This window comes from Caproiciproducens puteiluti (assembly GCF_052442865.1).
Taxonomy (GTDB): domain Bacteria; phylum Bacillota; class Clostridia; order Oscillospirales; family Acutalibacteraceae; genus Caproiciproducens.
Genome location: NZ_CP194790.1, coordinates 1,977,714 through 2,001,337, shown reverse-complemented (window position 1 = coordinate 2,001,337; position 23,624 = coordinate 1,977,714). Strand labels below are relative to the sequence as shown.

Below are 23,624 nucleotides of genomic sequence, written 5' to 3'. Positions count from 1 at the left end.
CAGATCCTGCAAACTCAAGACATCCACTCCTGTTTTCTTCGAAAAGCCGCGATAAAGAAGCCGTCCGTCCCGTGAACGTGAGGCATCAGCGTCAGCTGGTTCTCCGGTTCCCCTTCGACGGCATGGCAAACCTGATCGGGCAGATTGAGCGGCAAAGGCTCAAAGTCATGGTTGTTGCGAAGGAATCTTTCCGCCACCTCGCCGTTCTCTTTCGGGTTCAAAGTGCAGGTTGAATAAAATAAAGTTCCATTCGTCTTGACCAGTTTTGATGATTTACACAGAATAAGGTACTGCAAATCAGGCAGACTGTCAATAGCTGACGGTAATTTATACTTAATTTCCGGTTTCCTGCGAATGATTCCGAGACCGGAGCACGGTACGTCGCAAAGGACTTTATCCGCCGGGGCCAGATCGTCTTCCGCTACGGAAGCGTCCCGTACGGCGGCGCTGATTACAGAGAGCTTTAAACGCTGCGCTCCCTGACGGATCAGGTTCACCTTTCCTTTATATTTGTCAAAGGCGAGAAGCTCGCCCTTGTTTTCCATGAGTTCGGCCATGGTAAAGGCTTTTCCTCCGGGCGCGGAGCATACATCGATGACCCGCTCGCCGGGAAGCGGATGAAATAAAAAACAGCAAAGCTGAGAAGAAAGATCCTGTATGTGAAACAAGCCCTCCCGGTAGCTTTCCGACTGGCCGATTGCGCCCGTCTGCTGCAATTCGACTGCCTGATCTATCCATGTAATGGGGATGGCCTTTACGCCTTCCATATTCAGCTTTTCAATTAAGTTTTCCTCAGAAATACAAATATTATTCGTTCTGGCAAATACGGGCGGCTTTGAAAAAGTGCTCTCCAGCAAACGGAGCGTACATTCTTCCCCATATGATTTCTGCCACAGAGCAATCAGCCATTGCGGGCACGAATATTGAATGCTGAGAGACAGCAGTTGATCCTTTTCGGCATCCAAAATGTTTAAATTTTCAAGATTTCGGATCAAAGACCGAAGAACCGCATTAATAAAGCCAGATGCCTTTACAGCATCATTTTCTTTTGCAAGAATAACAGATTCGTTGACCGCAGCCGACTTTGGAATTTTTTCAAGATATAAAATCTGATAAGCGCCCATACGCAGGATTTCCAGCACCTGCGGCGAAAGCTTTTTAAGCGGCATTTTGGAAAATCGGCTGATGAAGTAGTCCAGCGTGATCCGGCGTTCCAGCACTCCGTAAAAAATCGCGGAGGCAAGCGCTTTGTCGCGCGTTTCCAAAGAAAAGGAAGCCAGCGTTTTGTCCAGAACAATATTGGAATAGCCTTCGTTCACATCGACATGCAAAAGAGCGGCAAGTGCTGCGGCTCTCGCACTGTCCATCAATCTCTGCCCCTTCTGTTTCCGGCGAGTACAAGCAGTCTCAGCAGGGACATAATGGCGGTAAAGCTTGCAGCCAGATATGTCATTGCCGCCGCCCGCAGAACTTTTTTTGCGCCCTCCAGCTCATCAGGATACAAAATACCGGCCTCGTCCAACGCGCGGATTGCACGGAAACTGGCGTTGAACTCTACAGGAAGCGTTGCGAGCTGGAACAATACGGCAAAGCTGTAAAGGGCAATTCCCAGATTCACAACAAAGTCGTACTGAACAGGCAAAAACAGTCCGACAATAATCAGCGGAACCGCGAGCCGGGACCCAAAATTCGTGATGGGAACCAGAACGGTGCGGATTTTGTTCGGCAGGTATCCCTGCGCGTGCTGAATCGCGTGACCCGCTTCATGAGCGGCCACACCAAGCGCCGCAATAGAGGTAGAAGCGTAAACCTGGTCGGAAAGGCTGATCGTATTGTCCCGGGGATCAAAATGGTCGGTCAGGCTACCGGATATGCGCTGTACCTGTACGCCGGGGGCGCCGCCGAACTGCGCGACACTGGAGGCCACCTGTGCTCCCGTCATATTTCTTGCCGTTGAGATACGGGAATATTTCTCAAAAGTCGACTTTACCCGAAACTGTGCAATCATTGTCACAATCAGCGCAGGTACAATATATACGAAGTATGTATAGTCAAAATAATAAAATCCCATACCCATCATAATCCCTCCGTTACTTCCTTTATTTTACCATAAAATCTTCGCCGGTTGGATGCCCGCGAAGAAAATCTTTTCCGTTCATTTTTTTCCCGCCTTCGTATTGAACCTCCAGAAGTTCGAGGGCGGTCTTTTCCCCGCAGCAGACAACAAACGAACCGTCCGCCGTCAGAATTTCGCCTGGCTTGCCTTTGTTTTGGCCCGCCGGTCCGGTTCTGTGAATTTTCAAAAGCTTGCCGTGATAGGTCGTATTTGCCACAGGCCACGGGGAAAGTCCCCGAACCAGATTGTGGATCTTACCGGCCGGCTGGTTCCAGTCAATACGGGAAAGCTCTTTTGTCAGCATGGAGGCATAGCAGGTGTTTTCCTCGCTCTGCGGAATACGCTGAATCGTTCCGTCTTTTACTTTTTGAAGAGTTTCAACGATCAGATTCGCGCCCATCAAAGAAAGCCGGTCATGCAGCTCGCCGGAGGTTTCCTCCGGTCCGATTTCCGTCCGGGCGGTCAGCAGCATGTCTCCGGTGTCCAGCCCCTCCGACATATACATTGTGGTAACACCCGTGGTCTTTTCACCGTTGATCACGGACCATTGAATCGGGGCAGCCCCGCGGTATTTCGGTAAAAGGGACGCGTGAACATTGATACAGCCGTAAGGAGGAATCTCCAGAACCTCTTTCGGCAGTATTTTCCCGTAGGCGACGACGACGATCACATCGGGGGTCAGATTCCGGATCGTTTCGGCGGCTTCGGCGGTGCGAAGCGTTTTCGGCTGGAAGACCTCGATATTTTTCTCGCCGGCCAGCACCTTGACCGGAGGCGGCGTAAGCGTATAGCCTCTCCCCTTCGGTTTGTCGGGCTGCGTAAAAACAGCGCAGACATCATGCCCCGCGTCAATCAGGCTTTTCAGGCACGGAACGGCAAAGTCCGGCGTTCCCATAAAAACAATACGCATTGAATCACCCGCTTTTCTTATTTTAACTTCGCCAGTTCTTCATCACTCAGCATATGAATCACATGCGATTTAAACAAAATACCGTCCAGATGGTCGATCTCATGACACATCACCGTGGCGAGCAGTTCTTCCCCTTCTATTTCAAAGAATTCCCCTTTACGGTTCTGCGCGCGAACCTTTACATGCATCGGGCGCTTCGTAATGCCGTATTGCCCCGGAGCGGACAAACAGCCTTCCAGACATTCCTGCTCCCCGCTCTGTTCCAGAAAAACAGGATTGATCAGCTCGATCGGACCTTCGCCGATATCGATGACAACGGCCCTTCTCAAAATTCCCACCTGCGGCGCGGCAAGGCCGACTCCGTCGGCGCTGTGCATGGTTTCCTGCATATCGTCCAGCAGGGTTGCTAGCTTTTTGTCAAATTTATCTACCGGACGGGAGACTTTATTCAGAAACGGATCTCCCTCTTTTATAATGTTTCGTATCGCCATAATTATACCTCCAAGTTACATAATACTGTCAGGGTTCATATCCGCAAATACCGATACCGAGGAAAATTCACGCACTCCCGCAAACTGAATCAGCAGGCGAGAGATCATTTCCCTGAATTTTGTATGATTGCGGCATTTAATGATCAATTTATATCTATATTTATTACTTACTTTCCCGATTAATGCCGGAGAGGGGTTCAGCACTCTCATCGGCTGCCCGGAATACTCGCTTTGTGCAAGAGTTCTCAGCATATTTAAAAAGGCTTTGCTGGCTTCCCGCACTTTCGCTTCCGTACCGCCTACAAAACCGACAACACAAATATCTGAAAAAGGAGGATAGAGCATCGCTTTTCGGATCGCAATTTCCCCTTCATAGTATTCCTGATAATCCTGCCTGGCGGCAAGCTTGATAATATCGTTTTCCGGGGTAAAGGTCTGAATAATTGCTTTCCCCGCAAACTGACCGCGACCCGAACGGCCGACTACCTGTGTCAGAAGGTCGAACGCACGCTCATAGCTCCTGAAATCATCGCTGTAAAGTGTCTGATCAGCCGAAAGCACACCGACAAGCGTAACATTTTCAAAATCAAGTCCTTTTGCGACCATCTGCGTCCCGATGATAATATCGTATTCTCCTTCGGCAAACTGCCGGAGTTTTTTCTCATAGGCAAACCGCGTCATCGTCGAGTCGGTGTCCAGCCTCAGAATACGCGCATCGGGCAAGAGCTCCCGCAGCTGCTGTTCGGCCCGCTGCGTGCCATAACCGGTGAAGTGGACCTTATTTTCATGGCACTGGGGGCACTCTTTGACCAGCGGCATGGAATAGCCGCAGTAATGGCACATCAGGCGGTGATTGGCAGAGTGGTATGTCAGCGAAATGCTGCAGTTCGGACACGTCATTACATGGCCGCAGGCCTTGCAGGAAACAAATGTGTTATATCCCCTGCGGTTCAGCAGAATAATCGACTGACGGCCGTTTTTCAGATTCTCATCCAACGACTGATGCAGAACCGAACTCAGAATCGTATTGTTTCCGCTTTCCACTTCCGCATTCATATCCACCACCGTTACTTCGGGAAGGACGGCATTGCCGTAGCGGGTGGAAAGCATATTGAAGCTGTAACGCCCATTCTGTGCAAGATAATGGCTTTCAATGGACGGAGTCGCCGAGGACAGTACAAGCAGCGCCTTATGGTAGGCGCAGCGAAACTTTGCCACATCCCGCGCATGATAGCGCGGAGACGATTCCGATTTATAGGTGTATTCCTGTTCCTCATCCAAAATGATGAGTCCCAGATTGTCAAACGGAGCAAAAACCGCTGAACGCGTTCCAACAGCGATCAGCGCTTCCCCGTTTCTGACTCTTTTCCATTCGTCCATACGCTCCCCAAGGGTCAGTCCGCTGTGAAAAACAGCAACATCCCTTCCGTAGCGCTGGTGAAACAAAAAGATCGTCTGAGGGGTGAGGGATATCTCCGGCACCATCACAATCACGCCGCGGCCGTCCGATCTGACCGCATCGATCAGCTTCATAAAAACGGACGTTTTTCCGCTGCCGGTAACACCGTACAGCAAAGAAACCCCGCCGCTGCCGGAAGTGTATTGCCGGTATAAATTCGCGTATGCCTGCTGCTGCTCCGCAGAAAGGATGATATCTTCCGCGGGCCCGCCGTTCTGAATATGATCGTAGGGATTCCGATAAATTTCAATCTCGTAGTATTGCGCAATATCCTTTTTGACCAGCGCGTCCACAACCACAGGGGTAACACCCGCAAAATAACAGAGCTCCTTTAAAGAAGCGTTGCCGACATCGCTGAGAAGATTGTAAACGCTTTTCTGTTTCAACGTCAGTTTATGCGGTTCCTGATTTTCGGTTAACCGCACCATTTTCTGCGAGGCGTCTCCTATCTGCCGGACAGTTCCGCTGCTTTTTACCAGGATGTTCGCCTTACAGAGCTTTTCAGGGACATTGGAATCACCGGAAAGTCCCAGCTCCTTTAAAAGCTTATCACGGTCGACGCAGGCGCCGGCATGGGAAAGATAGAAAACGATCTGTCTTTCAACTTCGTCCAAGCTATCCATATCCAAAGAAGGAACGGGAACGGCAAGCGAATATTCCGTCCTGATTTTAAAGTTGATTCCCGTTGGCAAAAGCAGTTTGACGGCATCATAAAGCGTGCAGAAATAATGTTCTTTCAGCCAGACAACAAGGCGAAGTGACTCCTGAGAAAGGAGCGGAGCCGGGTCCAGAAACTCCAAAACCGGCTTCAGCTTTTCCGCACTGTCCTGATGGGTTAGTGCGAGGACCATTCCCTGCCGCTTACTGTCAGCCCCGCCGAAAGGTACCATTACACGGCATCCCGGCTTAACCGATGCGAGAAGCCCGGAAGGAACCGTATAGTCAAAAGCTTTATCAAAATGATAAACGGTTTTATCTACCGCTACTTTTGCAATGGTAAAATCGGACATTTTATACCTCGCCGGATCATTCTTTGGAACGGCTGTCAGGCTCGACAATCTTGTATTTATTTTCCATCAATTCGTGAACGGCCACATCAACCGGTTTTTCAATCAGGATTTCTCCCCTGTTTTCAGCATCGGCCGCAATTTCTCTCGCTCTTTTTGAAACAGCGATCACAAGGGAATAACGGCTTTGATTTGGTTTTACAATCAAATCTGCAGATGGTTTAAGCATGATTCAGTATCCTTTCAATTAAAAGATTATCTCTCTTTACTTTATGCTTTTCGGCACAAATAATGTGAATAATTTCGTCGACCGCATGATCGACCGTATCGTTAATCACGGCGTAATCGTAGTGGACTGCTTCCAGGATTTCATTTCTGGCGACAGCAAGCCTTTTTTGTATCGCTTCTTCGCTTTCCGTTCCGCGGTCCTTCAGCCGCTGCTCAAGCGCCGCGAGAGACGGAGGAAGGATAAAAATGCTGACGCTGTCGGGACATTTATTTTTAATCTGGGACCCGCCCTGCACTTCGATTTCTAAAATGACATCATCCCCATTTGCAAGCCAATTATCAATGGGTTTGCGCGGAGTGCCGTAAAAATTTTCGCAGTATTCCGCGCTTTCAATCATTTCGTCCTGTTGTGTCATTCTGATAAATTCATCTCTGTCCACAAAAAAATAATCTCTGCCGTGGACTTCTCCCTCACGGGGCTGACGGGTTGTAGCCGATATGGATAAGCGGACGTTCGGATTCTTTTCCAGCAGCTTTTTCAGGATAGTATCTTTTCCCGCACCTGACGGACCGGAAAACACAATCAGAAGCCCCTTATTCTTCATCGTCATCAAGCTCCTCATCGGTAAGGTCTTCCTCGCGGTCATTCAGCCTGTTGGCGACGGTCTCCGGCTGCACGGCGGACAGAATCACATGGTCGCTGTCCGTGATAATCACCGCTCTGGTGCGGCGGCCGTAGGTTGCGTCGATCAAAGTGCCGCGCTCCTTCGCGTCCTGTATCACGCGTTTGATCGGAGCGGATTCCGGACTGACAATCGCAACAAGCCGGTTGGCGGAAACCATGTTGCCAAATCCGATATTAATAAGCTTCATAAAGATATCCCCCTCCATTGCCTTGGCAATGATTACTCAATATTTTGTATCTGTTCGCGGATTTTTTCAATCTCCGCTTTGATATCCACAACCATGTACGCGATTTGGGAATCAATGCATTTGGAACCGATGGTATTTGCCTCACGGTTCATTTCCTGTACGATAAAATCCAGCTTACGGCCGATCGCCTCATTGGAATTCAGCATATTGGAGAACTGTTCAAAATGGCTGCGAAGCCGTACGGTTTCTTCAGAGACAGCAATCTTGTCGGCGAAAATAGCAGTTTCAGTCAGGATTCTCTGTTCGTCGATATTGCTGTCGCTCAACAGCTCGGTCAGCTTCTGGGTCAGCTTCTGCTGATATTCGCTTACGGTCTGCGGAGACCGCTCCTCGATTTTCCCGACCGTCTGCAGAATCGTTTCCGCACGCTGCAAAACATCCGCCTTTAAGCGTTCCCCCTCTATTTCTCTCATTTTCAAAAACGCAGCCAACGCCTGGTCGGTGACCTGCCGGACGGAATCCCAAATGATCTGCTCGTCTTCGGGCGCTTTATGGACGGTAAAGATATCGGAATATCTTGAAACGGTCCCCACGGAAATATCGTCCCGCAGACTGTATCGCTGCGCAAGCTCCCGCAGCGCATTCACATATCCCGCCGCCAGAGAATGGTTGACCAGAACCTGGGCATCCGTATCCTCCATGGTCTCAATGAAAGCATAAACGTCGATTTTCCCTCTGGAAATTTTGCTTTGCAGGTATGATTTCAATTTCTCATCCAAAAAACCGTATCCGCGGGTAATCCGGGATGAAAACTCAAAATACCTGTGATTCACGGATTTAATCTCAATGATAATGTCCCTTCCGTTGATCACCTCTTCGCATCTTCCAAAGCCCGTCATGCTTTTAATCACGCAGTATCATCTCAATTCACTTTAAATTTATCGTGCAGAGCTTTCTGCCATTTTGAACAAAGAGCATTATTAACAATAATATCAGTTTTCCATAGGAATTGTCAACTAGAGCAAAACAATTCAGCCCCAATTTTGGGGCTGAATTGATCGAGAAAAGGATATTAGACTGGATGAACCATATTTTCGGCATCTGCGTGCTTTCCGTCAATGCCGTATTTTTTCTCCGCGCGTTTCTTAAAGAAGTCGGTCGCGACCTTCGGGAACTGGGCATAGGAAAGAACGTCTTCCTCCTGTTCCGTCCACTGGGCGCACTCTTTGCGAAGAGATTCGAGTTCGGGCTGCAGCAGGTCGGCCGGACGGCATGTGACTCTCGGCGTATCGCCGATAATCTTCTTCGCAAACTCGTCGTCTATCGGCAAAGGAGTGGAGCCGTATTTTCCGGCGACCAGATCCTTAAATTCATTCGTACACATTTTGTAACGCTCGCCGGTGATGATATTGTACACAGCCTGCGTGCCGACGATCTGGGACGTAGGCGTAACCAGCGGCGGATAACCGGAATCCTTGCGGACACGCGGGACTTCCTGAAGAACCTCTTCCAGTTTGTCTGCCTTGCCGGCCTGCTTCAGCTGTGAAAGCAGGTTGGACAGCATTCCGCCCGGCACCTGATAAATCAGGGCCTTCGTGTTGGTCGCCAGCATGCTGGGGTCGAGCAGGCCGCTCTTGATGTACTTCGCTCTCAGGGTCATGAAATATTCCCTGATTTCGTTGAGCAGCACCAAATCCAGGCCGGTATCGTATTCCGTTCCCTTGAACGCCGCCACCATGGACTCCGTCGGAGTGTGGGAGGTTCCCAGCGCCATAGGAGACATGGCCGTGTCAAGCAGATCGGCACCGGCTTCCACGGCTTTCAGCTCACACATGGAAGCAAGGCCGGAGGTATAATGCGTATGCAGCTGAACCGGGATTTTTACCACGGATTTGATGGCTTTGACAAGATCGTAGGTCTCATAAGGCGTTAAAAGGGCGGCCATATCTTTAACGCAGATGGAATCCGCTCCGGTTTCCTCGATCCTCTTCGCATAGTCAATATAATATTCATGAGTAAAAATCGGGCCGGTCGTATAGGAAATGGCGACCTGTGCGTGAGCGCCCTCTTTTTTGGCGGCCTTGATAGCGACATTCAAATTCTTGATATCATTCAAGGCGTCAAAAATTCTGATAATGTCAATGCCGTTCGCTACGGAACGCTGGACAAAATATTCCAGTACATCGTCGGCGTAATGACGGTAGCCAAGCATATTCTGCCCTCTGAAAAGCATCTGAAGCTTTGTGTTCGGGCAATTTTTGCGCAGGGTCCTCAATCTTTCCCACGGGTCCTCGTTCAGGAAGCGCAGACAGGCGTCAAAGGTGGCACCGCCCCAGCATTCCAGAGAATGATACCCGACCTTGTCGAGCTTATCAAGGATGGGCAGCATGTCTTCAATGGGCATTCTGGTTGCAATCAAAGACTGATGAGCGTCGCGCAGAATCGTTTCGGTAATTCCAATTTTTTTAGCCATGATAATGCCCCCTTACTGGAGGGAAACAAGAGGAGTGCCGGAATCAACACTGTCCCCTTTGTTTACATGAACCGCCGCGACGGCAGCGTCGTGCGGAGCCATAATCTCATTCTCCATCTTCATTGCCTCTAAAACCAGCAGGACGTCGCCCTTTTTCACAGCCTGGCCAGGGGTCACGTTAACGGAAACGATCGTGCCCGGCATTGGGGAGGAAATCAGTTCCGCATCGGCCGGAACAGCCGCCTTCGGAGCGGGAGCCGGTGTCGGCGCCGGTGCAGCGGGAGCACTTGCCTGAGCAGGTGCGGGGGCCGCAGCCTTGGCAGCCGGGGCGACGGGCGCGGAAGCCGCGGCTCCAGGAGCAGAACCGCTTACTTCTTCAACCTGAACATCATAAACAGTGCCGTTAACGGTTATCTTAAGGTTTTTCATATGTTTGACCTCCTAAATAATTCAAATTGATCTGCGGTAACTATATTTGAATGTTGCTGTGTTTCTTGGGAAGACCGGAAACTCTTTTGCCCGATATCATCTGCAGAGCGGCAATCACGCGGATTCTTGTTTCTTCCGGAAGAATAATGTCTTCCACAAATCCGTGGGCAGCAGCGCCAAACGGAGACGCTTCCGTTGTTTCATATTCTTCAATCAGCTGCTTACGGTCCGCAACAGGATCGGCGGAGCCCGCCAGACGGTCATTCCAGAGAAATACGGCCGCGGTTTCCGGTGCAAGCGGAGAAACCACCGCGTTCGGCCAGACCATAGTATAATCGGCATTGGCTCCGCGTCCGGCTGTCGCAACGTAAACAGGACCGTAAGCCGAGCCGGTAATGACGGCGACTTTTCCGGTCGTTGCTTCCGAATAGCAGCTGGACAGCTTAGAGGCCTCCCGCAGGGAAGTGAATTTTTCAGCGTTTACAAAGGTGACGACTGGCAGCGAAAACGCATCGCAGAATCTTATAAAGCGTGCCGCCTTGGCGCAGGCATCTGCATCCAGCACGCCGGTCAAGGCAATGACGCCTGTGGTTGAGCCGTCGATCTCGGACAGTCCCGTAACAGCGGCTTTGCCGTATTTTTCACTGAGCTCCAGAAAGCTGTCATCATCGCAAACCGCCGAAAGAATGGAATGGATATCGGAGTCATCGGTCAGGTCGGCCGTGTCGGCAGAACCCTGCATATCCAAGACCGGGGCCCCGGAAAGATTATTGGAAGGCAGAAGGGTAACCAGCTTGCGTACGGAAGAAATCGCGTCCTGCTCGTCACCGGCAGCAAGATGGCAAACGCCCAGCTCCGCGGCCTCCTCTGCGGAACCGTGTTCCCCATTGGTATCGATGGTCAGTTCGCCCTTATCCGACATCACCACAATGTCGGCGCTGGCGGCGATCATCGCGGATGTACCGATGCAGGGACCCAGCACAAGTGAAATCTGAGGAACAACTCCCGAAAGATTATTGGCGGTCAACAGAATGTCGCCGTAAGCCGCCAGCATATTGCCGCCCTCTTTCAGCCGGCCGCCGATAGAATCGTAGATCCCAACGACAGGAAGTCCTGTTTTGAGGGCGAGATTATATAGCTTTTTGATTTTTGCAGCCTGAGCGCTCGACATGGCACCGCCCGCAACGTCGCTGTTCTGGGCAAAAGCATAAGCGGGGACGCCTTCAATTGTGCCATAACCCGCAACAACTTCCGCATAGTCTTCCCCAGACCTGGCCAAGCTGTCGATTTCATTGAAGCTACCTACGTCAAATAGAGTGCTGATACGTCGATGGCCTGCCGCATTTTTCGCCGTGTCACGGGCGGTGCGCAGCCGTTCCGCACAATCGACCTTACTCATTTTCCATTCCTCCGTTTTATATTGAATTTTCATGTAAAAAAATTAACGAAATCAAATTAAGTATAATATATTACAAAGAAGTTAGCAAGTATTTCCGGAAAATTTTGTTTATTTTTGACATATCTTTATAAAATTCGACAGAGGACTTGTGAACTTATCATTTGACCATAAAAAACCGCATCCTGAAAGGAACTCCTGAAGCCCGTCTATCCGGGATTCCATCCGATAGGCGCCGATCGCCGCTCCATAGGAGGCGGCAGCCCGGAGCATGCTGTCCGCGCACAAACGGCCATGGGCATCCAACTCTTCCAGGCTTTCGCACCCGGTGATCTCCATTTTCAGCATCCGGATCACCGAAGACTGCATATCGACGGCCACATAGCCCAGCTCCCGCCTCCCATCCATCATCACGAGAACCTTCGCATTATTTTCTGCGGCGGGAACGGTCCGTATGATTTGGGCGGCTCTGTCTTGGTCGTTTAATGTCAGAATGGAAATCATCCGCTTCACTCCCCGCTTCTTTACTCTGCTTGTCCGCTTTTGCCCCGGCAGTGAGCTTTTTAACTTCCTCGGAGGTAAGGGGACGCCACGTTCCGGGCTGGAGCATTCCAAGCTTTACAGGACCGACCGCAATCCGCTTCAGCCGTGCTACTTCCAGACCGAGCTGTTCGCACATTTTGCGGATCTGGCGGTTTCTTCCTTCGTACAGTACGATTTCCAGCACCACGCGCCCGGCTTCCTGGGAAAGAACATTGACCTTGGCGGGTGCGGTTTTTCTGCCGTCGATTACGATGCCCACCGCTATCTGGGTCAGCTGATCTTCCGAAATGGAAGGATGCACCGTTACGCGATAGGTTTTGGGAATGTGCAGCGACGGGTGGGTCATCGCGTTGGCAAACTCCCCGTCGTTCGTCATCAGCAGAAGCCCTTCGGACTCCCGGTCCAGACGGCCCACCGGATAAATACGCTCTGGCACATCCTTAATGAGCTCTGCCACACATTTCCGGTCCATCTCATCACTCATGGTGGTGATAAAGCCGCGCGGCTTGTTCAGCATGATATAGATCGGCTTCACATGAGTGTCCAGCAGTCTGCCGTTCACGCTGACCTTATCCTTTTTCGGATCTACCTTATCGCCGATTTTTGCTGTAACGCCATTTACCTTTACTTCCCCGGCGGAAATCATTTCTTCCGCCTTTCTTCTGGAAGCAACCCCGCAGTCCGCAAGCATTTTTTGCAGCCTAACATCTTTTGCCATTGTATAATACATCCTTTATATTTAATTTATAAAAACAAATTTTTTACCCAGTCCCCAAATATCTGGAACGGATTTTTGTGGATCGCAGCTCCCGGGACCTGCCCTTCGGCAATCAGGTCCGTGGTGGCAAGCGTTTTCCCATTCAACGTGTACCTGACAACGCCAAGCGTCTGCCCTTCTTGTACGGGCGCATAAAAAAAAGAGGGCAGTTCAACAGTCCTTTTTATGTTCGGTATTTCATCAGCGGTCACAACGATTTCTTTCCCCGCGCTGCCCTTCACCATAATCTGGTTCGACGAACCGCCCACAACCGGGATCTGCACAGTGAAAGATGAGTCGTCAACGGGATACGAGGATAATTGCGCGAACCCGTAATTCAGCATTTTCTGATGATCGTTCCAGTCGTCGGGCGCATCCAGCGTAACCGCGACCAGACAGACCCCCTCCCGTTCCGCCGAGGAAACCAGACATCTTCCGGATTTTTTGGTGAAGCCCGTTTTTACCCCGATACAGCCCTCGTACATGCTCAGCAGCTTGTTGTGATTGGTAAAACGAATGGTCTGAACCGGATTCACATATTGCACAGTGACCGCCTTTTGGGAGGCGATGGCCGCAAAATCAGTATTCTGCATTGCCGCCATAGCCAATTTGGCCAGATCACTGGCCGTTGTATAATGCTCCGAATTGTCCAGGCCCGAGGGCGTGACAAAATGGGTGTCCTTCATCCCTAACTGCTGCGCCCTTTTATTCATTAGCTCCGCAAAGGCATCTAAGGAACCGCCTATGGCGATGGCCGCGGAATTGGCCGCGTCATTTCCCGAAACGACCAGCATCCCTTCCGCCAGAGACTTCAGGCTGAGCTTGTTGCCGGGCTTCAGGCCCATGGAGGAGCCCTCTACCCGAACCATGCTGTCCGTTATGGTAACGATTTTATTATCCACCGCGGCGGTTTCCAGCGTAATCAGAGCAGTCATGATTTTTGTCGTGCTTGCCATGGGCCGTTTGTCATCTTCGTTCTTCGCGTATAGTACCTGCCCATTGTCCGCATTCATCAATACCGCCGATTTTGCGGAAACCTGCGGCTGGACATCCGCCCATACGAAAACCGGAAAGGAAAAAGAGAAAAATAACAGACATAAAAATAAAGATATTTTCTTTTTTAACAAAACAACCACCTGCCTATAAATTTATATGCAAGCGGTTGCTTCAATATTGAAAAATTATATTTGCGGATCGTCCAGTTTCACATCTTTTGTCTGTGAAACATCATCCCCGTTTTTGTTTTCAGCATTCTTTGATTTTTTTCCTTCGCCCTTTTTGTTAAAAAGACCGCTGATTTTATCGACCATATCGGGGAACATGCCGATCACTCTGTCCGCGGTATTGTTGTAAGGATCAATCTGCAGCATTTTCACCGAGCCGTTGCAAATCGTAATGAAAGCCACCGGATTGATGGAAACGCCGGCTCCGGTACCTCCGCCGAAAAAGTTTTTTTCCGACTGGACTTTACTCGGGAAGTCGGAACCGCCGGAAGCGAATCCATAGCTGATTTTGGAAATCGGAATAATAATGGAGCCATCCGGTGCGGTAATCGGGTCGCCGACAATGGAATTGATGTCAACCATTTGTTTGATTTTTTCCAGAGTTGTATTCATCATGCCTTCAATAGGATGATCGCTCATTTTTAATGCACCGCCTTATCTGTCGTTTTATTTATTTTAGTCGGGTTTATTTTTATTTTTTTCAGCAGCATCAGTGATTTTAATAGCGCGGGCAGCATAGACGAAAGAATAAAAAGCAGCTTTGTTTTTATTTCGCAGGTAAAGAAAATCCGGCACTCCTTCTCGTTGAAGTCGGGAGCGATATGGATATGATAGTCCTTGCATTTCACTCGGGTAACAAGCACCGCCATTGCAGGATAAACCACGGAACAGGTGCATCCGTAGAAAATGGCGGCCTGAGCGGCGTCTTCATCCGCAACCGCAATATCAACAAAAATACGCTGAATGACAACGTGAGAAAAAAGTTTTTTAGCCGCCCCTGTGGCAATAGAGGCAAATTCACTGATGATGTCCAAAAAGCCGGATAAGCCCTTACGCTTTATTATGTCCCTGAATTTTGAATATGCGTCACTTTTTTCTCCTGTTTCTTCCTTTCCAGTTTTTTCCGGTTCCCCGGTTTCCTGGGATTCCGATGGAATTTGATAGCTGAAAAACAAATACTTGATTTTCGCGGAAAATTCCTGTTCAAAACAGGCGGAAACAGAAACGGGAAAGAGCAGAAGGACAAAAAGAAACAGGACAATTCCCAAAACGATCAATAAAGCTGTCATAATGCCTCCTGCAGTTTATCCATTTATCCGGTCATCCGGCGGAAACGTCCGCCATTTCCTCTGCCTCGTTTTCCTCCTGCCGTGATTTTTCAAGAGGAGGAAGCTCGCTGAGAGAAGAAATATTCAAGCACCGCAAAAAATTAGGCGTAGTACCGTAAAGCAGCGGCCTTCCCGGAAGCTCCAGCCGGCCCCGCTCTTCGATCAGTCCCTTTGAAGTCAGACTGCCCAGCACCCCGGAACAGTCCACACCGCGGACCTGCTCTACAAAAGCCTTTGTTACCGGCTGATTATAGGCAACAATGGCAAGCACCTCCATGCCCGCCTGGGACAGGGGGGTGTTGCGGCGCATATCCAGAATCCGCCGGACATATTCGGCATATTGAGGATTGGAACACATCTGATAATGATCTTCCAGCTTTACAATCTGGACGCCCGCCTCTTCACGGTTGAACTCGTCCATCAGGTTTTGAAGCATTTTCGCGACGGTGGACTTGTCCAGCTCCAGCGCGTCCGCTATTCTGTCAATGGAAACCGGATCTCCGCTTGAGAAAAGGATCGCTTCTATTGCTCCCTGAAATTTCTTGATCTCCAATTTTTCACACCGCCATTGATTAATTTTACCACCGCGCTGCAGCTTCCGCCTTCGATACGCACCCGCTTCCCTTTCACCAGCTCCAGGACCGCCAAAAAAGTAGCCACCAGATCGGATTTGTCCCGTTTTTCCTCAAACAATTCTTCGTATCTGATGCCGTCTCTCTGCCAAAGGCGGCGCAGTACATAGATAATCCTGGAGGAAACCGTTACGGTTTTGTGCGTAACAAGGTGGGAAAACGCTTCGGGAGGCGGCGGAATCAGACGCCTGCCCCTCCCCACCGCGTTATGGTAAGCATGAAAAAGCTCCGCGGGCGTATGATTGCGCCGGTAAGTGGGATCAACCTGTATTTCAGAAGGTTCGCGGACAAAAGCGTTAAAACTGAAATGTTCGGCTAAAACCTGAGCGATACGCTTGCACTCCTGATATTCGAGAAGCTGTCCGCTCAGTTCCCGCCGAAGCTCGTCCGCTTCCTCGTGCTTAGGGAGCAGATAAACGGTTTTCATATAGACCAGCCGCGCCGCCATTTCCAGAAAATCGCTCGCGATATCCATATCCTGTTCCTTCATCGCCTGTATGTGCTCCGTGTACTGATCCAGAAGCTCGGCAATCGGAATCTCACAGATATTCAGCTTATTTTTGGCAATCAGATAGAGCAGCAGGTCAAGAGGCCCTTCAAAAACAGGCAGCCTATAGGATAGTTTTTCCATAATCCTTCCCTTTTATAACAGGCCGAACAGTTTGAACGGAAGTTCCGCCAGCCACAGCACAACGTTCAGGCAGGCACTCTGCAGAACGGCAAGGGGAACGCGGAGCATACCGCTGAACAATACTACGAAGGCAATCATGATGATAATGTTCTGGTACCTGTAATAATTGTAAAGCGCTTTACTGGACAGAAAGGCGCCCAGAATTTTGGAACCGTCCAGCGGCGGCAGCGGAATCATATTAAACACCGCAAGGGCGACATTGATCGTGATATAGGCGATAAAGAAGGTCTGGACAAACGCAGGGACATTCGCCTTCATCGCAATCCAAAGCCCTTGATAAATCACGGCGCCGACGAGAGACGCCAGCAGGTTGGACAAGGGTCCCGCCAAAGCCGTAATGGCCATGTCGCGTTTCGGGTTTTTAAAGTACCGGGAATCAACCGGAACCGGTTTCGCCCAGCCGAAGCCGAACAGAAGAAGGAACAGCGAACCGACCGGGTCAATGCTGGCGAGCGGATTCAAAGTCAGTCTGCCGCTGTATTTGGCCGTTTTGTCGCCAAGCTTGTAGGCAACCCAGCCGTGCGCACATTCGTGCAGAGGCAGAATGCAGAAAATGATAAACAGGGTAGCCAGTATTTGGGATAAAGCGGAAGCCATATCAAACGGCTGTCCTGAAAAAACGTCACTGATCATGTTAAACAGCATATCATAGTCTCCTTTATGGGATATTATTATAATACCTTTCGGCCTAAAAAACAAGCAAGGCGATAAAAACCGGAAGATTTATCGCTGAAATTCATTTTTCTGGGATAATATCATCAAAAAAGGCCGGAAAAGGCTTGCATTTACATTTATTATCTGATAGAATACTACTGTTGCGATTCTATAAACAGTCCTTTTAAAGGAGGTGCAGACACATGGCAAAATGTGATGTTTGTGGCAAGGATATGGCTTTCGGTATTAGGGTCTCCCACTCACACAGACGTGCGAACAGAACTTGGAAGCCCAATATTAAACGTGTTAAAGCAGTTGTGAACGGTACTCCTAAGCGTATTTACGCCTGCACCCGTTGCTTGCGTTCCGGCAAGGTAACCCGGGCCGTCTGATCAAAAAAACATTATGTTTAGAGGAGCCTTAAAGGGCTCCTTTTTTCTGCATAAAAACGGATAAAAGCAGTGCCGCTATGACCGGAATCCATAGCGGCACTGCGATTTTTATGTTTTGTGGTTAATCGTGATTTTCTTTTCGGTCCCGTTCTTGATTCTTTCAATATTGGTTCTGTGCTTATAAATCAGAACAAAGCCCATACAAAATGAAACGGCGGTCGTGATCCATACATAAGAAATCGGAACCGGCCCGGCGGCCGCCTGATTTCCTCTGAAATCGATAAAAAAAGTAATGATGAATGTGGCAACCGGGAAAGTCGCCGCCGCGCAGATGGAGGACAGAGAGACAATCCGGGTGGTCAGGAACAAAACCAGAAACACACCGATCACGATTAGGAACACACGCCAGTCGATCAATGCGATCATCGCGGCGCTGGTCAGTACGCCCTTTCCGCCCTTGAAACCGAAATAGACCGGATAAATATGTCCGAAAACGCAGGCCACACCCGCAATATAGGCACCGTACTGCGCCACAACGTGCGGATTTATCATCAGGGGCGCCGCAGCCTGGCTGCAAACATACTGAAAAACCGCCCTGCCAATCATAACGGAGACCGCGCCTTTGGCGAAATCAAAAATAAAGGTAAAAATCGCAGCTTTGACGCCAACGGAACGCAGAACATTGGTAGCTCCCGCGTTTCCGCTGCCCAGCGTGCGGATATCCACATTATTATCGAATGCTTTTGTAAAAATGATAGAAGAACTGATACTTCCTAAAAAATATGAAACAAGCGCTACTAAAACCGATGGCAGTGCAAAATCCCTAAAATAACTGAACATCAGTAACTCCTCCTTACTTATCTCCTCGCTCACGCACAATAAGCCGAATGGGGGTGCCTTCCAGTCCAAAAGTCTCTCGGATTCGGTTTTCAAGGTACCTTTGGTATGAAAAGTGGAACAGCTGTGCGGAATTTACAAAGCATACAAAGGTAGGCGGTTTGACCGTCGCCTGTGTCATGTAATAGATTTTCAACCTCCTTCCCTTGTCCGTCGGCGGCTGGACTCTGGCCACAGCCTGCGCCAGGACATCGTTGAGCATGCCTGTGGCAATCCGCATGGAGTTGGAGTTTGCGGCATGCTTGATCAGGTCAAAGAGACGGTCGAGCCTCTGGCCTGTTTTTGCTGAAATAAAGATCATAGGGGCATAGGACATGAAAGAAAAGTCGTCTTCCAGCTTTTTGCGGTATTCTATCATGGTACGGTCGTCTTTTTCTATGATATCCCATTTGTTGACGACAATGACGCAGCCCTTCCCCGCTTCGTGCGCCAGACCGGCCACCTTGGAATCCTGATCGGTAAACCCGACCGAGGCGTCTATCATAATCACACAGACGTCGGCCCGTTCTATCGCCATCTGCGCACGGATGACACTGTATTTTTCAATGGAATCGTCCACTTTGCTTTTTCTGCGGAGCCCGGCGGTATCGATCAGCGTGAAACGTCCATGCTGATTTTCAATGGTCGTATCGATCGCGTCCCGCGTTGTGCCGGCAATATCGGAAACAATGCACCTTTCCTCGCCGGAAATCTTGTTCACAAGAGAGGATTTTCCCACGTTCGGCTTGCCGATAATGGCAACCTTAATGATTTCACTGTCGGTCTCGTCTTCTTCCTCATCGGGAAGATGCTCCACAATCCTGTCGAGCAAATCGCCAGTGCCGTGGCCGTGAACGGAAGAAACCGCCACCGGGTCGCCGAGCCCCAGATTGTAAAACTCGTAAAATTCCGCCGGAGGCTCCCCGATCGTATCGCACTTATTGACGCAGAGGATTACGGGTCTTCCGCTTTTCAGCAGCATGGCCGCTATGTCGGAGTCCGTGGCCACAACGCCTGTACGGATATCCGTAACAAGCACGATCACATCAGCCGCGTCGATCGCAAGCTGGGCCTGCATCCTCATCTGGGTTAAAATTACGTCGCTGGAATCGGGTTCAATCCCGCCCGTATCAACAATGGAAAACGTTCGGTTCCCCCACTCGCATTCTCCATAAATTCTGTCCCTGGTAACCCCAGGGGTATTGTCTACAATGGAAAGCCGTTCACCGATCAATTTATTAAAAAGTGTCGATTTTCCGACATTTGGTCTGCCTACAATTGCAACTATAGGTTTAGCCAATCACATCAACTCCCTAATACTGTATTCAAAAGCTCATATCCGTCATTGGGAGATACGGTAACTTTTATATTCAAGGCTTTGCTCAGATCGTCAAGGGAAATATCGTCCAGAAAAACATCCCCCTCGCGGCGAAGCATAACGGCGGGCACAATCAGCTCGTCGCCTAAATCTTTTCCCTTTAACTGCTGTATGATATCGGTACCGGTTACCAGCCCCGTAACATTTATGGTTTCCCCAAAATAATGATTCATGATAGGAATTAGATTACATGCTAAATTATTGCATTTTATTCTTAATTCGTCAAGTAAAGAGTTCAGAAAATTATAAACGCTTGTCCCCGTTACCAGCGTAACGCGGCGGGGCTTGGAAGGAGCCTGAAAATCTTCCAGAGCGCTTTCAAATTCCTGTTTCAGATTCGCCATCAGGCCCACCCCGTTTTCCAGCTGATCGAAATCGCCGTAGAATTCGGCCGGCGGAATGGGACGCCCCGCCTTCAGGTAAAATTCGTCCGCGGCATAGCAGATTCTTTCCCCGAACTCGGCTGTAAAGCGGTCCCCGAATTCCTCCAGAATCCGGACGGCCGCTTCCGCAGAATCCCTGTCGAACGACTCAAGCGGGAACAGTCCTTCCCTGAACCGGGTCAGCCCGACCGGTACGGCGGCAATGCTCTGCACCGCGGGATAAAGGTTTCCCAAATCGGTTAAGCTGCGTTTTAACTCTTCTCCGTCGTTGATTCCCTTACAGACAACGAGCTGCGTATTCATTTTAATGCCCGCCTGTGCGAGCCGGTACAAAATTTGAAGCGATTTCCCGGCAAAGCGGTTCCCCATCATTTTTACCCGAAGCTCGGGATTGGTGGTATGAACCGATATGTTCACGGGGCTGATGTGCATTTTTATGATTCTGTCGACATCATGGTCGCTCATATTGGTCAGAGTAATGTAATTGCCGAACAAAAAAGAGAGACGGGAATCATCGTCTTTGAAGTAAAGGGTGCTGCGCATTCCCTTCGGCAGCTGGTCAATAAAGCAGAAAATGCATTTGTTGCGGCAGGAATGCTGTTCGTCCATCAAATAAGTCTCGAATTCCAGCCCGATCGACTCGTATTCCCCTTTTCGGATGGAAATCGTACGGCGATTCCGGTCTCTGTCCGTCAGCAGGAGGGACAGGTTCTTGCTCGTCTCGTAAAATCGGTAGTCCAGAACGTCGTTAATCTCATTGCCGTTGATGGAAACAAGCGTTTCCCCCGGCAATATCTTCTTTTTTTCGGCAGGGCTGTCCTGATCGACCGATAGAATCTTAACTGACATAATAACTCCTCTGCTGCACAAAGATTTCATAAAAAAATAAGAGAAGGATTGCTCCTTCTCTACATTTTTGGAAAATCAAACAAAGCTTATGCTTCTTTTTTGATTACTTCCCTGCCGTTGTAGTAACCACAACTGCCACAAACTCTGTGCGGAGTTTTAAACTCGCCACATTTAGGGCATTTCACCAGAGCAGGAGCACTCATCTTCCAAACATTTGAACGTCTTTTATTCTGTCTTGCACTCGACACTTTTCTCTTTGGTACCGCCATCTTCAGCACCTCCTTATAAAACTCAGACTAATCTATTAGTTTTTTAAGAGCCTCCAAACGAGGATCAATCTGATGAAAATCACAATTGCATGTTCCATCATTCAAATTTTTCCCGCAGGAAGGACACAGGCCTTTGCAATCATCGCTGCATAAATACTTGGACGGCAGCTCAAGCAAAATATCCGCCCGGATCAGCTCGTCCAAATCCAACTGGTAATCGGGAACCTCCACATAGCTGACATCGTCCTCATTTTCCAAAGACAACACCAAGGTATGCCAAAAGGTATAATGATAGCATTTGTCGATCTGCTTCGTGCATCGGTCGCACGGAATGGAAAACTCAAACGAAACCTCGGCGTTAAGCTGCGCAAAGCCGTCCTGACCTTTCACGGTACCCCGAACCTTCACAGGCGAAACAAAAGGATGATAGCCATTGATATCAGTAGATGACAAATCCAGCAGGTAGTCAAAGGAACAGCTTTCCTCCCTGTCGGAAAACACCTTTTTCAAATCAAGAAGCATAATTACACCTCAGCGCTACATTAGCTTATTATATAGATTTATCTATGTTTTGTCAATAGAAAATTACAATATATTCATATTCATAAAGATGCTGCCGAAGACGAAACGCCTGCGGCAGCATTATGAAAGAAAGGTTTGCCCTTAGCTCTCAACGGAGAAGGAGCGGATTTCCTCCGGCAGCTCCTCTTTGCTCGCGGAAACAAGAAGTGAAATGTTGGTATCTGCCTGCGTGGAAAGGGCATTCATTTTTTCAGTAAACTGTACGAGGGCTTTCATATCATGCCCAATTATCTTTAAGGTGGAATCAACAAAAATATCCGTCAAGTCATAGTTGCCTGCACAAATACCGCTGATAAAACCAACGAGTGCGTCCGCACCCTGAATTCCATATGCATCGCTGTCGATCAGCCTTACCTGATGGGATAAATCGTAGGTCAATTTCAGACCTTTTTCAATGACTACAACATTGCCGTTTGACTTTTTCGCTGCGTCGTTTGCACTTTCGATCAGCTTTTTTGTTTTTCCTGAACCTTTTTTGCCAACGATAAGAGTTATCATGAAAACTCCTCCTATATTATATTATTTCCGCAAAAGCGGAGAAAACTCCTGCTTTTGCTAGTTCTTTAATCTCGCCTCCAAAGCACTCTTTTCCGATTCATAACCCGGCTTGCCAAGAAGAGCAAACATGTTTTTCTTGTAGCTTTCGACCCCGGGCTGGTTGAAGGGGTTTACACCGAGCAGGCTTCCGGAAATCGCACAGGCCTTTTCAAAGAAATAAACCATGTAGCCGAGACTCTCTTCAGAAAAATCGGGTGCGCGGAGTACAACGCTGGGGACACCTCCGTCAGCGTGTGCCAGAACAGTTCCCTCAAATGCTTTTTCATTGATATAGGCCATACTCTTTCCCTGCAGAAAGTTCAAGCCGTCAACATTTTCAGGGTCTGTTTCTATAAACAAATCTTTTTTCGCTTTATCGAATAAAACAACCGTCTCAAATAGGGAACGTCTGCCGTCCTGAATGTATTGACCCATGGAATGCAAATCGGTCGAGAAAATAACCGAAGCCGGGAAAAGGCCCTTATGATCCTTGCCTTCGCTCTCGCCGAACAGCTGCTTCCACCATTCGCACATCATGGAGTAACACGGCTCATAGCTGACAAGGACTTCAATTTCTTTTCCCTTGCGGTATAAAAGGTTGCGGGCGGCTACGTACTGATAGCACGCATTGGAATCCACATCCGGATTGTTCAGTTCCTGCTGTGCCTTTGCCGCTCCGGCCATCAGCGCGTCGATATCGGCTCCGCTGACCGCGATGGGCAGAAGGCCGACTGCCGTCAGCACGGAATATCTGCCGCCGACGTCATCCGGAATCACAAAGGTTTCATAGCCTTCCTCCGTCGCAAGCTGCTTCAATGTGCCGCGCGCCTTGTCGGTGGTGCAGTAAATCCTCTTGCGTGCTTCTTCCTTGCCGTATTTCTTTTCCAGAAGCTTGCGGAGCACCCGGAAAGCGATTGCCGGCTCGGTCGTAGTGCCGGATTTGGAAATCATGTTGATGGAAACGTTCCTGCCCTCGCAGAGCTCCAGAAGCTCGCTCAGCGCGGAAGAACTGATGCTGTTGCCGGTAAAATAAATATCCGGGGTATTTTTCCTGACCAGGTTATAATTCGGGGAATTTAAAAATTCGATAGCCGCGCGTGCACCAAGATAAGAACCGCCGATGCCGATCACAATAAAAACATCGGTATCCGACTTGATTTTTTCCGCCGCCGCTTTAATCCGGGAAAATTCCTCTTTATCATAATCGGTAGGAAGGTTTACCCATCCGATAAAATCATTGCCCACACAATTTCCTGAGTGCAGAGCCTCATGGGCCTGACGGATCTGCGGGGCAATCGCCGTGTATTCATTTTGTCCGATGAAACTTGAAAGATGTTTTAATTCCAGTCTGACAGACATTTTTAGCT

Annotated in this window: 28 protein-coding genes; 1 reads left to right on the top strand and 27 read right to left on the bottom strand. The window is 49.3% G+C overall.

Going from position 1 to position 23,624, the window contains the following annotated elements:
* Positions 1-14: 14 nt before the first annotated feature.
* From rsmB to ACRQU7_RS09610, 20 genes are all read right to left on the bottom strand, one after another.
* Positions 15-1,367, bottom strand: coding sequence for a 16S rRNA (cytosine(967)-C(5))-methyltransferase RsmB (gene rsmB, locus ACRQU7_RS09705; RefSeq protein WP_444640473.1), 1,353 nt, complete (start codon positions 1,365-1,367; stop codon positions 15-17).
* Entirely contained in the window at positions 1,367-2,071 is a 705-nt protein-coding gene (locus ACRQU7_RS09700) for a zinc metallopeptidase (protein WP_444645571.1), read from the bottom strand. Before ACRQU7_RS09700 ends, rsmB begins: the two co-directional genes overlap by 1 nt.
* A gap of 28 nt (positions 2,072-2,099) precedes the next feature.
* On the bottom strand, positions 2,100-3,026 hold the full coding sequence (gene fmt / locus ACRQU7_RS09695; protein WP_444640471.1) for a methionyl-tRNA formyltransferase: 927 nt from the start codon (positions 3,024-3,026) through the stop codon (positions 2,100-2,102).
* A gap of 17 nt (positions 3,027-3,043) precedes the next feature.
* A complete protein-coding gene (def, locus tag ACRQU7_RS09690) occupies positions 3,044-3,517 on the bottom strand; it encodes a peptide deformylase (RefSeq protein WP_444640469.1) in 474 nt (157 codons plus the stop codon).
* Positions 3,518-3,532: 15 nt separating this feature from the next.
* Complete coding sequence (priA, locus tag ACRQU7_RS09685; protein WP_444640467.1) at positions 3,533-5,986, bottom strand: replication restart helicase PriA; 2,454 nt, start codon at positions 5,984-5,986, stop codon at positions 3,533-3,535.
* Between the two features lie 16 nt (positions 5,987-6,002).
* Positions 6,003-6,212, bottom strand: a complete 210-nt coding sequence (locus ACRQU7_RS09680; RefSeq protein WP_038324132.1) for a DNA-directed RNA polymerase subunit omega — start codon at positions 6,210-6,212, stop codon at positions 6,003-6,005.
* Positions 6,205-6,816, bottom strand: a complete 612-nt coding sequence (gene gmk / locus ACRQU7_RS09675; protein WP_444645569.1) for a guanylate kinase — start codon at positions 6,814-6,816, stop codon at positions 6,205-6,207. Before gmk ends, ACRQU7_RS09680 begins: the two co-directional genes overlap by 8 nt.
* Entirely contained in the window at positions 6,806-7,084 is a 279-nt protein-coding gene (gene remA, locus ACRQU7_RS09670; RefSeq protein ID WP_038324128.1) for an extracellular matrix/biofilm regulator RemA, read from the bottom strand. The genes gmk and remA overlap by 11 nt, the downstream gene beginning before the upstream one ends.
* 32 nt (positions 7,085-7,116) lie before the next feature.
* A complete protein-coding gene (locus ACRQU7_RS09665; RefSeq protein WP_038324127.1) occupies positions 7,117-7,995 on the bottom strand; it encodes a YicC/YloC family endoribonuclease in 879 nt (292 codons plus the stop codon).
* Positions 7,996-8,156: 161 nt separating this feature from the next.
* Positions 8,157-9,557 carry an oxaloacetate decarboxylase subunit alpha gene (locus tag ACRQU7_RS09660; protein WP_038324126.1) on the bottom strand — a complete coding sequence of 467 codons (1,401 nt, stop codon included), beginning with the start codon at positions 9,555-9,557 and terminating at the stop codon, positions 8,157-8,159.
* Positions 9,558-9,569: 12 nt separating this feature from the next.
* The gene (locus ACRQU7_RS09655) at positions 9,570-9,986 is read right to left on the bottom strand and encodes a biotin/lipoyl-containing protein (RefSeq protein ID WP_038324125.1); all 417 of its coding nucleotides are present in this window, start codon (positions 9,984-9,986) and stop codon (positions 9,570-9,572) included.
* A gap of 40 nt (positions 9,987-10,026) precedes the next feature.
* Positions 10,027-11,385, bottom strand: coding sequence for an acyl-CoA carboxylase subunit beta (locus tag ACRQU7_RS09650; protein WP_444640463.1), 1,359 nt, complete (start codon positions 11,383-11,385; stop codon positions 10,027-10,029).
* A gap of 108 nt (positions 11,386-11,493) precedes the next feature.
* Positions 11,494-11,793, bottom strand: coding sequence for a hypothetical protein (locus ACRQU7_RS09645; protein WP_444640461.1), 300 nt, complete (start codon positions 11,791-11,793; stop codon positions 11,494-11,496).
* Positions 11,794-11,809: 16 nt separating this feature from the next.
* Positions 11,810-12,643, bottom strand: a complete 834-nt coding sequence (locus tag ACRQU7_RS09640; RefSeq protein WP_444640459.1) for a pseudouridine synthase — start codon at positions 12,641-12,643, stop codon at positions 11,810-11,812.
* 26 nt (positions 12,644-12,669) lie between these two features.
* Entirely contained in the window at positions 12,670-13,818 is a 1,149-nt protein-coding gene (locus tag ACRQU7_RS09635) for a D-alanyl-D-alanine carboxypeptidase family protein (RefSeq protein ID WP_444640457.1), read from the bottom strand.
* 45 nt (positions 13,819-13,863) lie between these two features.
* Positions 13,864-14,325, bottom strand: a complete 462-nt coding sequence (ytfJ, locus tag ACRQU7_RS09630; protein ID WP_141825200.1) for a GerW family sporulation protein — start codon at positions 14,323-14,325, stop codon at positions 13,864-13,866.
* Positions 14,326-14,327: 2 nt separating this feature from the next.
* A complete protein-coding gene (locus ACRQU7_RS09625) occupies positions 14,328-14,975 on the bottom strand; it encodes a DUF2953 domain-containing protein (RefSeq protein WP_038324118.1) in 648 nt (215 codons plus the stop codon).
* A 31-nt stretch (positions 14,976-15,006) separates the two neighbouring features.
* Positions 15,007-15,567, bottom strand: a complete 561-nt coding sequence (gene scpB, locus ACRQU7_RS09620) for an SMC-Scp complex subunit ScpB (RefSeq protein ID WP_038324116.1) — start codon at positions 15,565-15,567, stop codon at positions 15,007-15,009.
* Entirely contained in the window at positions 15,537-16,277 is a 741-nt protein-coding gene (locus ACRQU7_RS09615; RefSeq protein ID WP_444640454.1) for a segregation and condensation protein A, read from the bottom strand. The genes scpB and ACRQU7_RS09615 overlap by 31 nt, the downstream gene beginning before the upstream one ends.
* Positions 16,278-16,289: 12 nt before the next feature.
* Complete coding sequence (locus ACRQU7_RS09610; protein WP_042081815.1) at positions 16,290-16,982, bottom strand: site-2 protease family protein; 693 nt, start codon at positions 16,980-16,982, stop codon at positions 16,290-16,292.
* 212 nt (positions 16,983-17,194) lie between these two features.
* Between ACRQU7_RS09610 and rpmB the strand changes: the two genes are divergently transcribed.
* Positions 17,195-17,383, top strand: coding sequence for a 50S ribosomal protein L28 (gene rpmB / locus ACRQU7_RS09605; protein WP_081928271.1), 189 nt, complete (start codon positions 17,195-17,197; stop codon positions 17,381-17,383).
* 108 nt (positions 17,384-17,491) lie between these two features.
* Here the strand turns inward: rpmB and plsY are convergent, their stop codons facing one another.
* From plsY to ACRQU7_RS09570, 7 genes are all read right to left on the bottom strand, one after another.
* Entirely contained in the window at positions 17,492-18,223 is a 732-nt protein-coding gene (gene plsY, locus ACRQU7_RS09600; protein WP_444640451.1) for a glycerol-3-phosphate 1-O-acyltransferase PlsY, read from the bottom strand.
* A 13-nt stretch (positions 18,224-18,236) separates the two neighbouring features.
* Entirely contained in the window at positions 18,237-19,559 is a 1,323-nt protein-coding gene (gene der / locus ACRQU7_RS09595) for a ribosome biogenesis GTPase Der (protein ID WP_444640449.1), read from the bottom strand.
* A 5-nt stretch (positions 19,560-19,564) separates the two neighbouring features.
* Complete coding sequence (locus ACRQU7_RS09590) at positions 19,565-20,869, bottom strand: DUF512 domain-containing protein (RefSeq protein WP_444640447.1); 1,305 nt, start codon at positions 20,867-20,869, stop codon at positions 19,565-19,567.
* Positions 20,870-20,955: 86 nt separating this feature from the next.
* Entirely contained in the window at positions 20,956-21,138 is a 183-nt protein-coding gene (gene rpmF / locus ACRQU7_RS09585) for a 50S ribosomal protein L32 (RefSeq protein ID WP_038324106.1), read from the bottom strand.
* A 27-nt stretch (positions 21,139-21,165) separates the two neighbouring features.
* Positions 21,166-21,660 carry a YceD family protein gene (locus ACRQU7_RS09580; protein ID WP_444640445.1) on the bottom strand — a complete coding sequence of 165 codons (495 nt, stop codon included), beginning with the start codon at positions 21,658-21,660 and terminating at the stop codon, positions 21,166-21,168.
* 141 nt (positions 21,661-21,801) lie between these two features.
* Positions 21,802-22,218 (bottom strand): hypothetical protein, encoded by a 417-nt coding sequence (locus tag ACRQU7_RS09575; RefSeq protein WP_444640443.1) that lies wholly within the window; start codon positions 22,216-22,218, stop codon positions 21,802-21,804.
* Positions 22,219-22,275: 57 nt separating this feature from the next.
* Complete coding sequence (locus ACRQU7_RS09570; protein ID WP_444640441.1) at positions 22,276-23,616, bottom strand: glucose-6-phosphate isomerase; 1,341 nt, start codon at positions 23,614-23,616, stop codon at positions 22,276-22,278.
* Positions 23,617-23,624: the final 8 nt, after the last annotated feature.

Coding starts and splice junctions, on each gene's coding strand:
- ACRQU7_RS09640 (WP_444640459.1), bottom strand. CDS start 12,643: ATGGCAAAAGATGTTAGGCTGCAAAAAATGCTTGCGGACTGCGGGGTT.
- remA (WP_038324128.1), bottom strand. CDS start 7,084: ATGAAGCTTATTAATATCGGATTTGGCAACATGGTTTCCGCCAACCGG.
- ACRQU7_RS09615 (WP_444640454.1), bottom strand. CDS start 16,277: ATGGAAAAACTATCCTATAGGCTGCCTGTTTTTGAAGGGCCTCTTGAC.
- ACRQU7_RS09660 (WP_038324126.1), bottom strand. CDS start 9,557: ATGGCTAAAAAAATTGGAATTACCGAAACGATTCTGCGCGACGCTCAT.
- ACRQU7_RS09700 (WP_444645571.1), bottom strand. CDS start 2,071: ATGGGATTTTATTATTTTGACTATACATACTTCGTATATATTGTACCT.
- plsY (WP_444640451.1), bottom strand. CDS start 18,223: ATGTTCAGTTATTTTAGGGATTTTGCACTGCCATCGGTTTTAGTAGCG.
- ACRQU7_RS09680 (WP_038324132.1), bottom strand. CDS start 6,212: ATGCTTAAACCATCTGCAGATTTGATTGTAAAACCAAATCAAAGCCGT.
- rpmF (WP_038324106.1), bottom strand. CDS start 21,138: ATGGCGGTACCAAAGAGAAAAGTGTCGAGTGCAAGACAGAATAAAAGA.
- def (WP_444640469.1), bottom strand. CDS start 3,517: ATGGCGATACGAAACATTATAAAAGAGGGAGATCCGTTTCTGAATAAA.
- ytfJ (WP_141825200.1), bottom strand. CDS start 14,325: ATGAGCGATCATCCTATTGAAGGCATGATGAATACAACTCTGGAAAAA.
- rsmB (WP_444640473.1), bottom strand. CDS start 1,367: ATGGACAGTGCGAGAGCCGCAGCACTTGCCGCTCTTTTGCATGTCGAT.
- gmk (WP_444645569.1), bottom strand. CDS start 6,816: ATGAAGAATAAGGGGCTTCTGATTGTGTTTTCCGGTCCGTCAGGTGCG.
- ACRQU7_RS09580 (WP_444640445.1), bottom strand. CDS start 21,660: ATGCTTCTTGATTTGAAAAAGGTGTTTTCCGACAGGGAGGAAAGCTGT.
- priA (WP_444640467.1), bottom strand. CDS start 5,986: ATGTCCGATTTTACCATTGCAAAAGTAGCGGTAGATAAAACCGTTTAT.
- ACRQU7_RS09655 (WP_038324125.1), bottom strand. CDS start 9,986: ATGAAAAACCTTAAGATAACCGTTAACGGCACTGTTTATGATGTTCAG.
- rpmB (WP_081928271.1), top strand. CDS start 17,195: ATGGCAAAATGTGATGTTTGTGGCAAGGATATGGCTTTCGGTATTAGG.
- ACRQU7_RS09650 (WP_444640463.1), bottom strand. CDS start 11,385: ATGAGTAAGGTCGATTGTGCGGAACGGCTGCGCACCGCCCGTGACACG.
- ACRQU7_RS09590 (WP_444640447.1), bottom strand. CDS start 20,869: ATGTCAGTTAAGATTCTATCGGTCGATCAGGACAGCCCTGCCGAAAAA.
- ACRQU7_RS09610 (WP_042081815.1), bottom strand. CDS start 16,982: ATGCTGTTTAACATGATCAGTGACGTTTTTTCAGGACAGCCGTTTGAT.
- ACRQU7_RS09645 (WP_444640461.1), bottom strand. CDS start 11,793: ATGATGGATGGGAGGCGGGAGCTGGGCTATGTGGCCGTCGATATGCAG.
- ACRQU7_RS09570 (WP_444640441.1), bottom strand. CDS start 23,616: ATGTCTGTCAGACTGGAATTAAAACATCTTTCAAGTTTCATCGGACAA.
- ACRQU7_RS09625 (WP_038324118.1), bottom strand. CDS start 14,975: ATGACAGCTTTATTGATCGTTTTGGGAATTGTCCTGTTTCTTTTTGTC.
- fmt (WP_444640471.1), bottom strand. CDS start 3,026: ATGCGTATTGTTTTTATGGGAACGCCGGACTTTGCCGTTCCGTGCCTG.
- ACRQU7_RS09575 (WP_444640443.1), bottom strand. CDS start 22,218: ATGATAACTCTTATCGTTGGCAAAAAAGGTTCAGGAAAAACAAAAAAG.